The sequence below is a fragment of the Pseudarthrobacter xylosi genome, from assembly GCF_055412765.1.
The window spans coordinates 53,792-67,143 of the sequence record NZ_JBVAYT010000003.1 but is presented as its reverse complement, the minus strand read 5'-3'; the positions used below and the strand labels follow the sequence as shown (position 1 = coordinate 67,143).

Annotated in this window: 9 protein-coding genes; 2 read left to right on the top strand and 7 right to left on the bottom strand. The window is 65.8% G+C overall.

All coding sequences use genetic code 11. From position 1 onward, the window contains the following. Positions 1 to 4 precede the first annotated feature (4 nt). From ACZY1F_RS07885 to ACZY1F_RS07860, 6 genes are all read right to left on the bottom strand, one after another. Positions 5 to 2,323, bottom strand: coding sequence for an alpha-L-rhamnosidase (locus tag ACZY1F_RS07885; RefSeq protein WP_463941209.1), 2,319 nt, complete (start codon positions 2,321 to 2,323; stop codon positions 5 to 7). Between the two features lie 69 nt (positions 2,324 to 2,392). Next, the gene (locus ACZY1F_RS07880; protein ID WP_463941208.1) at positions 2,393 to 3,403 is read right to left on the bottom strand and encodes an oligopeptide/dipeptide ABC transporter ATP-binding protein; all 1,011 of its coding nucleotides are present in this window, start codon (positions 3,401 to 3,403) and stop codon (positions 2,393 to 2,395) included. After that, on the bottom strand, positions 3,400 to 5,469 hold the full coding sequence (locus tag ACZY1F_RS07875) for a dipeptide/oligopeptide/nickel ABC transporter permease/ATP-binding protein (protein WP_463941207.1): 2,070 nt from the start codon (positions 5,467 to 5,469) through the stop codon (positions 3,400 to 3,402). The genes ACZY1F_RS07880 and ACZY1F_RS07875 overlap by 4 nt, the downstream gene beginning before the upstream one ends. Beyond that, positions 5,466 to 6,419, bottom strand: a complete 954-nt coding sequence (locus ACZY1F_RS07870) for an ABC transporter permease (protein WP_463941206.1) — start codon at positions 6,417 to 6,419, stop codon at positions 5,466 to 5,468. Before ACZY1F_RS07870 ends, ACZY1F_RS07875 begins: the two co-directional genes overlap by 4 nt. A gap of 62 nt (positions 6,420 to 6,481) precedes the next feature. Further along, entirely contained in the window at positions 6,482 to 8,038 is a 1,557-nt protein-coding gene (locus ACZY1F_RS07865; protein ID WP_463941205.1) for an ABC transporter substrate-binding protein, read from the bottom strand. Between the two features lie 225 nt (positions 8,039 to 8,263). Continuing rightward, complete coding sequence (locus tag ACZY1F_RS07860) at positions 8,264 to 9,526, bottom strand: glycoside hydrolase family 1 protein (RefSeq protein WP_463941204.1); 1,263 nt, start codon at positions 9,524 to 9,526, stop codon at positions 8,264 to 8,266. A gap of 198 nt (positions 9,527 to 9,724) precedes the next feature. Here ACZY1F_RS07860 and ACZY1F_RS07855 point away from each other — a divergent pair, with 198 nt between their 5' ends. Both ACZY1F_RS07855 and ACZY1F_RS07850 read left to right on the top strand, forming a co-directional pair. Beyond that, on the top strand, positions 9,725 to 10,339 hold the full coding sequence (locus tag ACZY1F_RS07855) for a TetR/AcrR family transcriptional regulator (protein ID WP_463941203.1): 615 nt from the start codon (positions 9,725 to 9,727) through the stop codon (positions 10,337 to 10,339). Between the two features lie 263 nt (positions 10,340 to 10,602). Then, entirely contained in the window at positions 10,603 to 12,015 is a 1,413-nt protein-coding gene (locus tag ACZY1F_RS07850) for an amino acid permease (protein ID WP_463941202.1), read from the top strand. A 146-nt stretch (positions 12,016 to 12,161) separates the two neighbouring features. Here ACZY1F_RS07850 and ACZY1F_RS07845 read toward each other — a convergent pair whose 3' ends face one another. After that, positions 12,162 to 13,142, bottom strand: coding sequence for an aldo/keto reductase (locus ACZY1F_RS07845; protein WP_463941201.1), 981 nt, complete (start codon positions 13,140 to 13,142; stop codon positions 12,162 to 12,164). Positions 13,143 to 13,352 lie beyond the last annotated feature (210 nt).

The following is a 13,352-nucleotide window of genomic DNA, read 5'->3' as shown; positions in this document are numbered from 1 at the left end:
GTGCTCACGCTCCAGACGGGATGGCCAGCGCGGCTGGCGCGGTGAAGCGGTGCGTGCCGCCGGCAGCGCTGTGGCGCTCGCCGCCCGGAAGTACGACGTCGGCCTCCACTCCCTGAGGCACGGTCGCCTCGAGATGGAGGGTGCCGTCGTCGTCGAGCGTCCATTCCACCCGGACGGTTCCGTGCGGGGTCTTCAGTGACGTCTTGGCCCAATCAATGCCAACACCTGGCACCGGTGCGATCCGGACCTTACTGTAACCCGGGGCCAGCGGGCTGATGCCGCCGATCCCCTTGTGCAGCCAGTCGGCCACGGCGCCCAGCGCGTAGTGGTTGAAGCTGGTCATCTCGCCCTTGTTGATGGTGCCGTCCGGCAGCATGGAGTCCCAGCGTTCCCAGACCGTGGTGGCGCCCATGGTCACCGGGTAGAGCCATGACGGGCAGCCCTCCTCCAGGAGCAGGCGGTAGGCCTCCTCGCTGTGGCCGGTGTCAGCGAGGGCGTGGGTGATGAACGGGGTCCCGGCAAACCCGGTGGACACACGGTAGTTGTTTTTCCGGACCAGCTGGGCAAGGCGCTCCCCGGCGAAGTCCATATGCTCGGCGCTGGGCAGGATGCCGAAGGCAATTGCGAGAGCGTAGACCGTGGTGCAGTCGCTGTTGATGGTGCCGTCGGCAGCCACGTAATGCTCCAAGAACGAAGCCTGGACCCGGGCCGCCAACCGCTCGAAGTACTCGGCGTCCGCCTGGTGGCCCAGCAGCCGCGCCGTCTTCGCCGTAATGGTGGCCGTGCGGAACAGGCACGTGGTGGCCACGACGCCGGTGTCCGCCTTCGCATCCCACGGCTTGTCCGGATCTGCGTCCGGGTCCAGCCAGTCACCGAACTGGAAGCCCTGGTCCCACAGCCCGGTGGAAGACAGCAGCCCCTCCACCCGGCGGGTGTGCGCGGTCATCGATTCATACTGGTTCTTCAGGACAGAGACATCGCCGTAGGCCTCCCACAGCGCCCACGGCACCCAGACCGAGGCTTCGCTCCACAGCGCTGACGATTCCGGCGCCGGGAATTCCGGCGGTTGAGGGCAGTATTTCAAAGCGTCGGGGACGGTGATGGGCACCAGGCCGTCGGCCGCCTTCTGCTCAGCCGCCAGGTCCAGAAGCCAGTCCTGGAGGAAGCCTTTGACGTCGTAGAGGAACGCCGCGGTGGGCGCGAAGACCGCGATGTCCCCGGTCCAGCCGAGCCGCTCATCACGCTGCGGGCAGTCGGTGGGCAGGTCCAGGAAGTTGCCCCGGAGCCCCCACACAATGTTGCGGTGCAGCTGGTTGACGAGCTCGTTGGAGCACTCGAAGGTGCCGGTGCGCTCCAGCTCTGAGTGGACCACCACGGCCTCCAGCGAGTCCTCGGTGAGCGCGCCCGGCCAGCCGGAAACCTCTGCATAGCGGAAACCGTGGAAGGTCTGGGAGGGCTCGAAGAAGTCCTCGCCGCCGGAAAGGATGAACGTGTCCGTGGCCTTGGCGGAGCGCAGGGGGCGGACGCCCAGCTCGCCGTCCTCAAGGACTTCCGCGTGGCGGACGGTGATGGTCTCCCCTGCCTCGCCTTTCACTTTGAACCGGAGCCAGCCCACCAGGTTCTGGCCAAAATCCACCAGCGCCTTGCCGGTGGGCGACTCGAGGATTTCCACGGGCTTGAGAACGTCCGTCCGCACCACCGGCGGGCCTACAGGCTCGGCCAGCCGTCCGGCGTCGAACTCCAGTTCGCGCACCCCGGTCCAGTTGCCGCCAACAGCCGTGCCGCCAACAGCCGTGCCGGCGGCGAAGTCAGGCCTCGCCCAGCCGGGCTGGGCCCGGCGGGCGTCGATGGTCTGCCCGTCATAGAGATCGTTGAAGGTGGTGGCCGACGGGCCGGACTGCCAGGTGGTGTCCGACCCGATGGACTGGACGTAACCGTCCGCGAACTCGACGTCCAACTGCCCGAAGAAGCCCAGCTCGGTGCCGTAGAGGTTGGACATGCCGTGCCAGGCGAGCCGCCCGCGGTACCAGCCGTTCCCCAGGGACACCCCGATAACGGTGTCCGGCTGGACCAGCCCGGTCACGTCGTAGCTGCGGTAGCGGAGACGCCACTCGTACGCGCTCCAACCGGGGCTCAGCACGTCCTCACCCACGGGAACCCCGTTGATCAGCGCTTCGTAGATGCCCAAGGCGGTGGCACGCAACGTAGCTTTGGCCACGGCGCCGTGCCCCTCCACAAGCTGAAATTCCTTGCGCAGCAGCGGGGCGCCGTCGAAGTCTTCATCGGGGGTGATCATTGTTGCTTGCCAGGGTGCCAGCGGCATGTGGTGGTGTTCCGTTCTGGTGGCCGTCAGTGCATGACGGAGGAAAGGTCAGGGGTGGGGGAAGGCGGGTCAGGAAGCGTAGTGGCAGGCAACCTCGGCCGCCCCCACCAGGCGGAGCGCGGGGCGTTCGTCGCGGCAGAGGTCTGTGGCCATGGGGCAACGGAGTCTGAAGGGGCACCCTCCGGGACCGGGGGTGGCGGCCGCTCCAGTCCGGACGCCCAGGGACTCGCGGGCCTGCCGCCGCGCGGCCTGCTCGGCGGGACGGGGCACCGGGGACGCCGCCACGAGGGCCTGCGTGAACGGGTGCTTGGGGTTCTCGGTCACGGCGGCGGCAGGTCCGTTTTCCATCACCTGGCCGCGGTAAAGGACCACCACGCGCTGGGCCAGGAACTGGACCACGGCGATGTCGTGGGCGATGAACAGGTAGCTCAGGCCGCGCTCGTCGCGTAGGTCCGCCAGGAGGTTCAGCACCTGGGCCTGGGTGGAGAGGTCCAATGCGCTCACGGCTTCGTCGCAGACCACCAGGTTGGGGTCGCAGATGAGGGCGCGGGCCACGGAGATGCGCTGGCGCTGGCCGCCGGAGAACTGGCTCGGGTACCGGTCAACTGCCTCGCGGGGCAGGCCCACCCGTTCCAGCATCTCCTCCGCGCGCTGCCGGGCCTCGGCCGCGTTCACGCCGCGGAGCCGGAGCGGTTCAGCAAGCGAGGAACCTACGGTGTTCCGCGGGTTCAGCGAGGAGTTGGGGTCCTGGAACACGGCCCGCAGTTCCCCGCCCAAAGCCCGGCGCTGGGAGGCGCCGGCGGAGGTGATGTCCTTGCCCTGGTACGTGATGGACCCGCCGGAGACTTTCTGCAGGCCGAGGATAGCCTTGCCGATGGTCGACTTGCCGGAGCCGGACTCCCCCACCAGGCCCACGGTTTCCCCTGGCCCGATGCTGAAGCTGACACCGTCAACGGCGGCGGGAGCGGCGGCTGCCTTGCGGCCACGTCCGTAGCGGACCACCAGGTCCTTGACCTCCAGCAGGGGCTGGGCGGCAGCGGACCGCGATGATTCGGGGCGGACCGAGGTTGCGGTGCTCATGCGTGATCCTTTTCAACAGCCCTGGTTTCGGACAGGGTCAATAGGTGATGGCCGGGGACGTCCGTCGCCACCCAGTCCAGGCCTTCAACGGCCAATTCGTCCGCTTTGACGCAGCGCACAAGGCTGTCGCCCGTTCCGGAGGACAGCAGCGGGATGGGGACCATGCAGGCGGAGCCGGCGAACTGGCAGCGTGCGGCAAACCGACACGAGCTGGGCCAGTCCTTGGGCTGCGGGACCTGGCCGTTGATGGTGGCCAACCGTTCCGGCATGTCCGCGGCGTGGTTGGCGTGCGGATCCGCGGCAAGCAGGGCAAGGGTATACGGGTGACCCGGCTTCTCCAGGATGCTGTCCGTCCTGCCGTTCTCCACAACCTGGCCCGCGTACATCACGGCCACCTGGTCGCAAAGGTCGGCCACCACGCCAAGATCGTGCGTGACCATCACCACGGACATTCCGGTGTCCTTCACCAGGGTGCGCAGCAGCGAGAGGATCTCGGCCTGCACGGTGACGTCCAGTGCGGTGGTGGGTTCGTCGGCAACCAGCAGGCGGGGGCGGCCGGAGAGCGCCAACGCGATGGCCACACGCTGGGCCATGCCGCCGCTGATCTGGTGCGGGTAAGTCTTGAGGATGCGCGCGGCGTCCACGATGCCCACCTTTTCCAGCAGGCTCAGGGCTTCGGCCTTGGCTTCGGCCTTGCCAGCCCTGCGGAGCCGGCGGATGGCGGCGGTGAGCTGGTAGCCCACCGTGAACATGGGGTCCAGGGCGCGCATTGGCTCCTGGGAGATGAGGGCAATCCCGCGTCCGCGGATCCCTTCCATGTCTTTGTCCGTTGCCGCAGCAACGTCCTTGCCGTTCCAGAGGATCTGTCCGCCGGTCACGGACACTCCTGAGGGCAGCAGCCCGAGCAGGGACAGTGCCGTCATGGTCTTGCCACAGCCGGACTCGCCCACCAGGCCCAGGACCGTGCCGGGCTCGACGTCGAAGGAGACGTCCGTGACCAGGCGGACTCCGTTGTCCACGCCTACAGAGAGGTTGCGAACGCTGAGCGTGTCCTTCGCTGAGTCTTTCGGAGCCGGCGCAGCCGCGGCGGTCGCGGCGACGGCTGCTTTTACGGACATGGTCCGTCGGCGCCGGGCGGCGGCGGAGGGCAAATGCGAGGCGGTGGCGTTGGGCGCCTTGCCGAGGGCGTTACCGATCGCATTGGCGGCAAGGACGGTCAGTGCCAGCACGGCGCCCGTGGGAACCATGAGCCAGGGGGCGTCGTAGACGTGCTGCGAGGCGCCCTGGATCATGCCACCCCAGCTCGGTTCCGGGATGGGCGGACCGAAGCCGATGAATGCCAGGCCGGCCTGGATAAGCATGCCGACGGCGAAGATCAGGGCCGCCTGGACCACGATGGTGTTGGTCAGCCCGGGCAGCACGTGGCGGAGGCTGATGCCGGCCATGCTCACGCCGTCCACCTTGGCAGCGTCCACATAGAGCTGGGACTGCAGCGACTTGGCCTGGCCCAGCATGACCCGGTAGATTCCCGCCGAGATCAGCACGCCCAGGATTCCCATGATCAGCGGGATATTGATTCCCACGGCGCCGATGACGGCCAGGATGATCACCGTGCCGGGCAGCGACATCATGATTTCGGTGATGCGGCTGATGACGTTCTCCACGCGTTCACCTGCGGCTGCTGCCATCATCGCCAGGAGGGTTCCGAGGCCGACGGCGACAATCACCGTGATCATGGACGTCCCCAGCGTGCCGGCTGCGGATGCGAAGATGCGGCTCAGGAGGTCCCGGCCTAGTTCGTCGGTGCCGAGCCAGTGGGCGGCGGTGGGTCCGGAGAGGACCGCGTTGAAGTCCTGGTCCTCGGTTTTGAACGGCAGCCAGAGCGGCGCGGTCAGGGAGGCGGCCACCAGGGCGGCCAGCCAGATGACCCCGGCGATGCTCGCCGGTGAGCCGAAGAGCTTGCTGCCGGAGAATTTCCTGGCCGCACTCCGGCGAGGGGCCTTGGGAAGGACGGCAGCCGCCGTCGTCGTTTCATCCGCAGGTGCGGGGGCAATGTTGGGGATCATGAGGCACGCAACTTCGGGTCGAGGAACTTGGTGGCCAGTTCCAGCACCAGGTTCACGGCAACCACCACAACGGTGGCGATCACCACCACGCCCTGCACGGACGGGGCGTCATGGGTGCTGACGGAGTTCTGGACGGCCTGGCCCAGGCCCGGCATGGCGAACAGCTGCTCGGCGATGACGGAGCCGCCGAAAAGCTGGATGAACTGCAGCGCGATGGCGGCCACAATAGGGAGGCTGGCGTAGCGCAGGGCGTGGACGTACAGGATCTTCCACGTAGGGGTGGCGGTGGCCCGGAGGGTGCGGATGTGTTCCTGCTGCAGAGCCTCGAGCATGGTTGCCCTGGTCTGGCGGGCAATGAACGCCCCGCCGCCCACGGCCAGCGTGATCACCGGCAGGGCCAAAGACAGCGCCCAGTCCTGCGGTGAGTCCTCGAACGGGACATAGCCGGTGGCCGGGAAGACGGATGACTGGACAGCCAGGAGGTAAACGAAAATGATGCCAATCCAGAAGGCCGGCAGGGCTACGGCCATGCCGCAAACGCCGCCGATGATGCGGTCAACCATGCCGCCCCGCACAGCCGCGGTGACACCCAGCGCGATGCCGAGGACACCGCTGAGCAGGGTGGCGCCGGCAGCAAGCGACGCGGTGACCGGGAGCCTGCTGGCTAGGTCGGCACTGACGGAGCGCCCGTCAATGAGTGAGATTCCGAGGTCACCCCGGACTGCGGCGCCGAGCCAGTTGAGGAATTGGGCTACGAGTGGATCGGACCAGCCGAGCCGTCGGTTGACCTCTTCGATCGCTTCCTGGGAGGCGCCGGCGCCGAGTGACACGGCTCCCGGGCTGCCGGGCATTGCGTGCACCAGCAGGAATGCCAGCACCGCAACCACCAGCACGGTGGCCAGCGCCATCAGCAGGCGTTTGGTGATAAATAGTGCCATGGTGACCTCCATCGGTCAGAGCCTTTCCGGGCGGCCGTCCAGCAAGGGGCGGCCGCCCGGAATGCTCGGGGGTATTAGCTGGCCGGCTTGTAGGACGAGAGGAGCGGGTAGGCGTTGGTTCCGGCGAACTCCACCTGGGCCACCTTCTTGGTGTTGTAGCCCTGGTTGTTGAGCGCCTCGTACAGCGGAATCATCCAGCCGGATTCCACCAGCCGGGTGTTCAGCTTGGTGGCCGCAGCCTTGATGGCGGCGTCATCCTTGGCCGCAGCCAGCTCGCCGGTGGCTGCGCTCAGCTGCTCATCGGTGGCTTTCTGCACGTTGGTGAAGCCGCTCAAGATAGCTCCGTACATCACACCCACAGGGTTGTCCCAGTTCAGCGGGGCGTAGCCCAGGGGCGTGGTGGCGACAGCGGCGAAGGCTTCGTCAGTGGAGGAAGCCATCTTCACGTTCATGGTGATCCCAACGGCGGCAAGGTCCTTCTGGACTGCCTGCAGGTCCGTTTGGGTCTGGGCGTTGGCGATGATGGTGAACTCGAAGCCGTTCGGGTAGCCGGCTTCGGCCAGGAGGCTCTTAGCCTTTTCCGGATTGTAAGCGAACGTGGTTTCAACGTCCTTGCTGAAGCCTGCGGAATCCTTGGGGAGGGCGTTCCAGGCGGGGATGTCGCCCTTATGGAGGGCGTCCACAAGGGCCTGCCGGTTGATGGCGTACTGGATTGCCTGGCGGACCTTCTCCTCAGCGAAAGCGGGGGCGGTCTTGCCAATCTTGTCGAAGGAGATCATGGTGTTGACGGTGCCGCCGATCTGGGACACACCCACGCCCTTGGACTTGGCGAAGTCTACGGTGTTCGAAGTCAGCATGGACACGTCGGCCTGGCCGGATACCAGGGCGTTGGCCCGGGCCTGCGGGTCAAGGACAACACTGAAGATAACCTTATCGAAGGCATATTTCGAGGCCTCCGGGCTCTTAGTGTTCTTCACCAGGACGTACTTGTTGCCCTTCACTGTGGCCGGGTCCAGGGTGTAGGGGCCGGATCCGTCAGGGGTTGCGGCGAGGCTTGCGGTGTCCATGACGCCGTTCTTGCCAACAATCATGCCGGTGGTGGAGGCCAGGTTCTTCTCGAAGCCGGGCTGGGGCTTGGTGAAGCTCAAAGCCACCTGCGTGGGGCTGACCACGTCAACCGAAGCGATTTCCTGGGCGCCGCCCTTGGCTACGGCGGAGTAGGCGCTCAGGGCGGGATCGGACCGGCGGTCGAGGTTTGCCTTGACCAGTTCGGCGTCGAGCTTTGACCCGTCCGTGAACGTCACGCCGTCCTTGAGTATCAGCGTCAGGACGGTGTTGTCGGCGTTGTAGCTGAACTCCTTGGCCAGGCCAGGACCTGCTGAGCCGTCCGGCTGAAGCGTCATCAGGCTCTCGTAGAGGCCCTCGAAGAACTGCCGCTGTGCAGCCGAAACGCGCAGCGGGTCAAAGCCGAACGATGCCGAGTCGCTGTCGATGGCGAGGGTCAGGGAGCTGGTGTCCGCTTTGGCGTTCGCCTGGCTGGAGCCGCCGCCGCAGGCGGTCATCGATCCCAGCAGGAGCGCCCCGGCCAGAACGGCGGAGCTCGCACGGGCGGTGGAGTTCAGAAGTTTCATGTAGTGCGCCTTTGCATTCTGATGTGACAACGGTGAGTGAAAAACCTTGGGGGCCGGCGAGTGGCTGGCTCCTTCAAGCATCGGCGGCAGCCCATCGGTGCAAACATGAGAATTTCATTGGTTGAAACAGTATTGTGGTGCGGGTCACCACAACGCCTTAACGCCCGACGGCGGCCCGCACCGTGGGAGGTGCGGACCGCCGTCGTGATTCCCTTACGGGTGCCCTCAGCTGGTTAGGCTGAGGCGCTCCCCGGCCTGCTTGGCCAAGCCGCCGAGCCAGTAGGCGCTCGGTTTCGGGGTCCGGATCTGGGTGGCGCGGTCCACGGCGATGATGCCGAACGTGGGGCCGTAGCCGAAGACCCATTCGAAGTTGTCAAAGGCGGTCCAGGCGATGTAGCCGCGCACGTCGATGCCGTCCGCGAGGCAGGAGGCCACCCCGGCCAGGGCGGTCTTGAAGTAGTCGAGCCGCTGGCTGTCGTCACTGGTGGACAGGCCGTTTTCGGTCACCATGACGGGAATTCCGGCGATCCTGTGGGCCTCACGGATGGTTGCCTCAAGCGCCTGGGGGTAGATCTCCTCACCCATCTGGTTGGTGACAGCACCCTGGGGAGCGGGCGCCACGCCGTCGGGGCCGAACACTGTCCGCCCGTAGGTCTGGATCCCCACAAAATCGTCGCCGCGGGACACCTCAAGGAACCGTTCATTGACGTCGCGCCGCACTTGGTCCGCCACATCCTGGCCGCCGTCGGCCGCCTGGATATCCGTGTTGGCGAGCGTCCAGCCAACCATCAGCCCCGGGCGCCGTGCCTTGATGGCATCCCGTCCGGCTCGGTGGGCCGCGAGCTTGGTGTCGAAACCGGCTTCTGAGACGGTGAACTGGAACGGCGCAACCCTGCTCGGATCGATGCCCAGCCGTTCGCCGGCCGCCGACCACAGGGGAACGTTCGCCCGGTGTTCCGCCAGCTCACCACCGATGCCGAGGGCCTTGAGAAGCCACGGCAGGTTCGGTTCGTTGAGGGTGCAGGCGACGCCGATGAGGTCACCCAGGTGCTCTGTAGCGCGGTCACAGTAACGGGCGAACCGTGCGGGGGTGGCGGCGTCTTCCCAGCCGCCCGCGGCAAGAAGCCACAGCGGCGAGGTGAAGTGGTGGTAGGTCACCACGGGGGTCAGGCCGTGCTCGTGGCAGGTTTCGAGCATCCGGCGGTAGTGGTTGAGGGCAGCGATGGAGAAGTGGCCCTCTTCCGGTTCGATGCGGGCCCATTCCAGCGAGAAGCGGTAAGTGCTGAACCCCAGCGAGGCGATCAGGGCGATGTCCTCGCGGTACCGGTGGTAATGGTCGATGGTGTCGCCGGACGGTTCCGCGAAGATCGTGCCGGGCAGGTGTTCGAGGAACCACGTGTCGTTGTTGGTGTTGTTGCCTTCCACCTGGTGGGCGGCGGTGGCAACGCCCCACAGGAAGTTGTCGGGGAAGTGCTGGAGGTCGGTCATGGAAATCCTTTCTGGGGTCCGCGGTGGGGCCGGGCGCACTGTTTCCCGTTCGCGGGAGGCGCCTGCCCTGCGGCTGGTTCCTACCCTAAGCAAACTTGGACCAAGTTGGAATAGATTCATGCAAAAATCTTTACCAATATGGAAAGGAAAAATTGGTAGGCTGGCCGTCAAAGCACCAGTCCCCAGGAGGGCACAGCCATGAGAGAAGTGACGCGGCAACCTGCACGCAGCGGCGGGCGGGCGCCCTACGCCAATGGTGAGCGCAAACGCGCCGAGCTGGTTGACGCCGCCTTCGCGGTATTTGCCCAAAAGGGGTTCCAGCACCTCTCGATCCGCCAGATCGCGGAAGAGATCGGGACAAGCCACACCGCCCTGCTGCATCATTTCGGCGGCAAAGATGCCTTACTGGAGGCTGTGCTGGCCCACCGTGAAGAACGAGAAGGCCCCTGGCGCCGCACGCTGCTCCAGGAGAAGGGCCTGCTAGAAACAGTTCCCGAGGTCATGCGCCACAACGCGGGCATTCGGGGCGTGATCCAGCTGGACGCCACCCTGCGGGCTGAGGCCGTGAGCCCCGATCATCCGGCCCATGCGTTCATCTTCCGCCGCGACCAGGGGATCATCGCTTCGCTGCGGTCCGAGTTTGAGCGGGAGATCGGCGCCGGCCGGGTGGCGTCGCATCTGGACCCTGCCATCCTTGCCCGCCAGACCGCCTCACTCATCGAGGGCGTGCAGCTCGCCTGGCTTTACGACGATTCCGTGGACATGGCCGCCTCGCTGGAGCATTTTATGCAGCTGCTCAGCACTCCCGCCTAGGGCGCTTAGGGGGAGACGCTCGCTTATCCGGGACCGGCATTCCCTGGCCCGAGCCCGTTGATGCCTGATTGTTTACCTATGGGATACTGCAGGGCGGTTTTATGTAACTAATTCCGCAACCGCACATTCCCCGAGTCCCGTGGTTGGTCAAACGACCAATGCCGTTCCTGCGCCCGACGACTACCTTCGATAGGTGATGTGGTTCAACTCATATTCCGTTCAGTGCTGAACGTATCAGTTCCGCCAATCGAAGGCTTCTCACTATGCACACGGACACACAGCTGTCAAAAACCCTCAAGCCGCGGCACCTCTCCATGATCGCCATCGCCGGCGTCATTGGCGCCGGGCTGTTCGTTGGCTCCGGAGCAGCGATTCAGCAAGCGGGCCCGGGCATCCTCCTGGCGTATGCGGCGGCCGGGCTCGTGGTCATCCTGGTCATGCGGATGCTCGGCGAAATGGCTGCGGCGCATCCGGAAACCGGGTCCTTTTCCACGTACGCCGATAAGGCGCTGGGGCGCTGGGCGGGTTTCAGCATCGGCTGGCTTTATGCCTGGTTCTGGATCATCGTCCTCGGAATCGAGGCGACTGCCGGCGCTGCCATCATGCATCGCTGGGTGCCCGGCGTCGACCAATGGGTGTGGGCGCTGCTCCTCATGGTGCTTCTGACTCTGACCAACCTTGGCTCCGTGAAGTCCTACGGTGAGTTTGAGTTTTGGTTTGCGTCCATCAAAGTAGCAGCCATCGTGCTTTTCCTGCTGTTCGGTATCGCTGCCATCCTCGGGCTTGTCCCGGGTGTTCCTGCCCCGGGAGTCAGCAACCTGCTCGAGAACGGCGGGTTCTTCCCGAACGGTCCGGGCGCCGTGCTGGCCGGCATCCTGGTGGTGGTGTTCTCCTTCTTCGGCGCCGAGATCGCCACGATCGCCGCCGGCGAGTCTGAGAATCCCGTTGACGCGGTCAAGAAAGCCGTGAAGTCCACCGTATGGCGCATCCTGATCTTCTACATCGGCTCCATCGCCATCGTTGTAACGCTGCTGCCCTGGAACTCGGCCAACGTAGCCAAGAGCCCGTATGTGGCCGTCATTGAGCTGTTCGGAATCCCCGGCGCGGGAACCATCATGGACATCGTTGTGCTGACGTCGGTCCTGTCCTGCCTGAATTCCGGCCTGTACACGGCGAGCCGCATGCTGTTCTCCCTCTCGCAGCGAGGCGACGCCCCGAAGTCCTGGACCAAGATCTCCAAGCGCGGCGTTCCGGCTGCCGCCGTGTTGTCATCCACCGTGGTCGGCTTCGTCACGGTAGGACTGAACTATGTTGCCCCGGACTCGGTCTTCCTTTTCCTGGTCAACACCTCCGGCGCCATCGCACTCTTCGTGTGGCTGGTCATCGCCGCCTCCCAGCTGATCCTGCGCCGCCGCATGGGCGCAGCCGCCAAGGACCTCGCCATGAAGATGTGGCTCTTCCCGTACCTGACCTGGGTCGCAATCGCCAGCATCGTCGCCCTACTCATCGGCATGCTGATCCTGGACGCAACCCGCGAATCGCTGCTGCTCTCCATGGCACTCGCCGCCGTCGTCGTCGGCATTGGCGTGTGGCGATACCGGAAGAACCTCAGGCCGCACAACGCCAACCACGTCAGCGATCCCGACGACGCGTCCGTCCTCACCCGCGCCCAGTAGCCATGCAGGACGGCACCCCTGCGGTGCTGTCCCGCGGGTCGCACCGGCACACCGGAATTGCCGGACGACGGCGGCAGCCGCAACGTCAGGGATCTCGCCACTGCCATCGGCTGAGCCGCCGGAAAGAAACCGGAAAACCCGTGCCGCTACCAGCGCGGGTGGATGGCCTCGCGGAAGTAGTGGTCGTAGATCCAGCGCACGCCCTCGTCGAAACTACCGTCGAGGGAAACACCGGCTGCGGCAGCATTCGCGACGGACTGCTCCACGTTGCGTGCGCCGGGAATCACGGAGGTGACGCCATCCTGGGCGGCGATCCAGGCGATCGCCGCCTGCGCGGTGCCAACCCCGTCCGGGACCAGCTGCTCGAACTCCGCCACGGCTTTCAGCCCCACACCGTAGTCCACACCGGAGAAGGTCTCGCCGACGTCGAACGACCCGCCGGCGCGGTTGTAGTTGCGGTGGTCATTGTCCGCGAAGGTCGTGTCCTTGGTGTACTTGCCAGTGAGCAGGCCGGAAGCCAACGGAACGCGGGCAATGATGCCCACGCCTGCCGCCTTCGCCGCGGGCAGGACCTCATCCAGGGGCTTGAGCCGGAACGCATTGAGGATGATCTGGACGGACGCGGTGCCTTCGTGCCGGATTGCTTCGAGCGCTTCGTCCGTGCGTTCCACGCTGACGCCGTAGTTGCGGATGGCGCCGTCGGAGACCAAGGTGTCAAGCGCGTCATAGACCTCGGCGTTGCTGTAAACGGACGTGGGCGGGCAGTGCAGCTGGACGAGGTCCAGCCGGTCCGTGCCCAGGTTCTTGCGTGACCGGTCCACCCACTGGCGGAAGTTGGCCAGGGTGTAGTTCCCGGGCTGCTGGTCCATGCGGCGGCCCATTTTGGTGGCCACTGTGATATCCAGCCCGGGGTTGTCTTTGAGGAACGTGCCGATGGCCTGTTCGCTTTTGCCGTCGCCGTAAACATCTGCCGTATCAAAGAGCGTGACGCCGGCCTCCGCGGAGGCCGCCAGAATGCTTTGGGCCTGCGTCGGGTCCACGTGGCCCCAGTCGGCGCCGAGCTGCCAGGTGCCGAGCCCCACGATCGAGACGTTCCGTCCGGTCTTGCCTAATACGCGCTGTTCCATCCCCCGACTATATAAGGGCCGCACTCCAGAATCCGAGGCTGGCGACCGCCGGGCACATCTCGGAGCACCCGGCCGTGGCCCTTCTTGGCCGGGGCGGACCAACCGGCACTTTCGTGTTTCGCACCACATCCCCACCCATCTGCACCGGTGGCAGGTCCGAAGTACAGGTATCCCCGTTCCGGGGCACCAACATCACATGCGTGTGTATGA

Excerpts from the sequence above, each read along its gene's own strand:
- ACZY1F_RS07885 (WP_463941209.1), bottom strand. The coding sequence starts at position 2,323 with ATGCCGCTGGCACCCTGGCAAGCAACAATGATCACCCCCGATGAAGAC.
- ACZY1F_RS07880 (WP_463941208.1), bottom strand. The coding sequence starts at position 3,403 with ATGAGCACCGCAACCTCGGTCCGCCCCGAATCATCGCGGTCCGCTGCC.
- ACZY1F_RS07875 (WP_463941207.1), bottom strand. The coding sequence starts at position 5,469 with ATGATCCCCAACATTGCCCCCGCACCTGCGGATGAAACGACGACGGCG.
- ACZY1F_RS07870 (WP_463941206.1), bottom strand. The coding sequence starts at position 6,419 with ATGGAGGTCACCATGGCACTATTTATCACCAAACGCCTGCTGATGGCG.
- ACZY1F_RS07865 (WP_463941205.1), bottom strand. The coding sequence starts at position 8,038 with ATGAAACTTCTGAACTCCACCGCCCGTGCGAGCTCCGCCGTTCTGGCC.
- ACZY1F_RS07860 (WP_463941204.1), bottom strand. The coding sequence starts at position 9,526 with ATGACCGACCTCCAGCACTTCCCCGACAACTTCCTGTGGGGCGTTGCC.
- ACZY1F_RS07855 (WP_463941203.1), top strand. The coding sequence starts at position 9,725 with ATGAGAGAAGTGACGCGGCAACCTGCACGCAGCGGCGGGCGGGCGCCC.
- ACZY1F_RS07850 (WP_463941202.1), top strand. The coding sequence starts at position 10,603 with ATGCACACGGACACACAGCTGTCAAAAACCCTCAAGCCGCGGCACCTC.
- ACZY1F_RS07845 (WP_463941201.1), bottom strand. The coding sequence starts at position 13,142 with ATGGAACAGCGCGTATTAGGCAAGACCGGACGGAACGTCTCGATCGTG.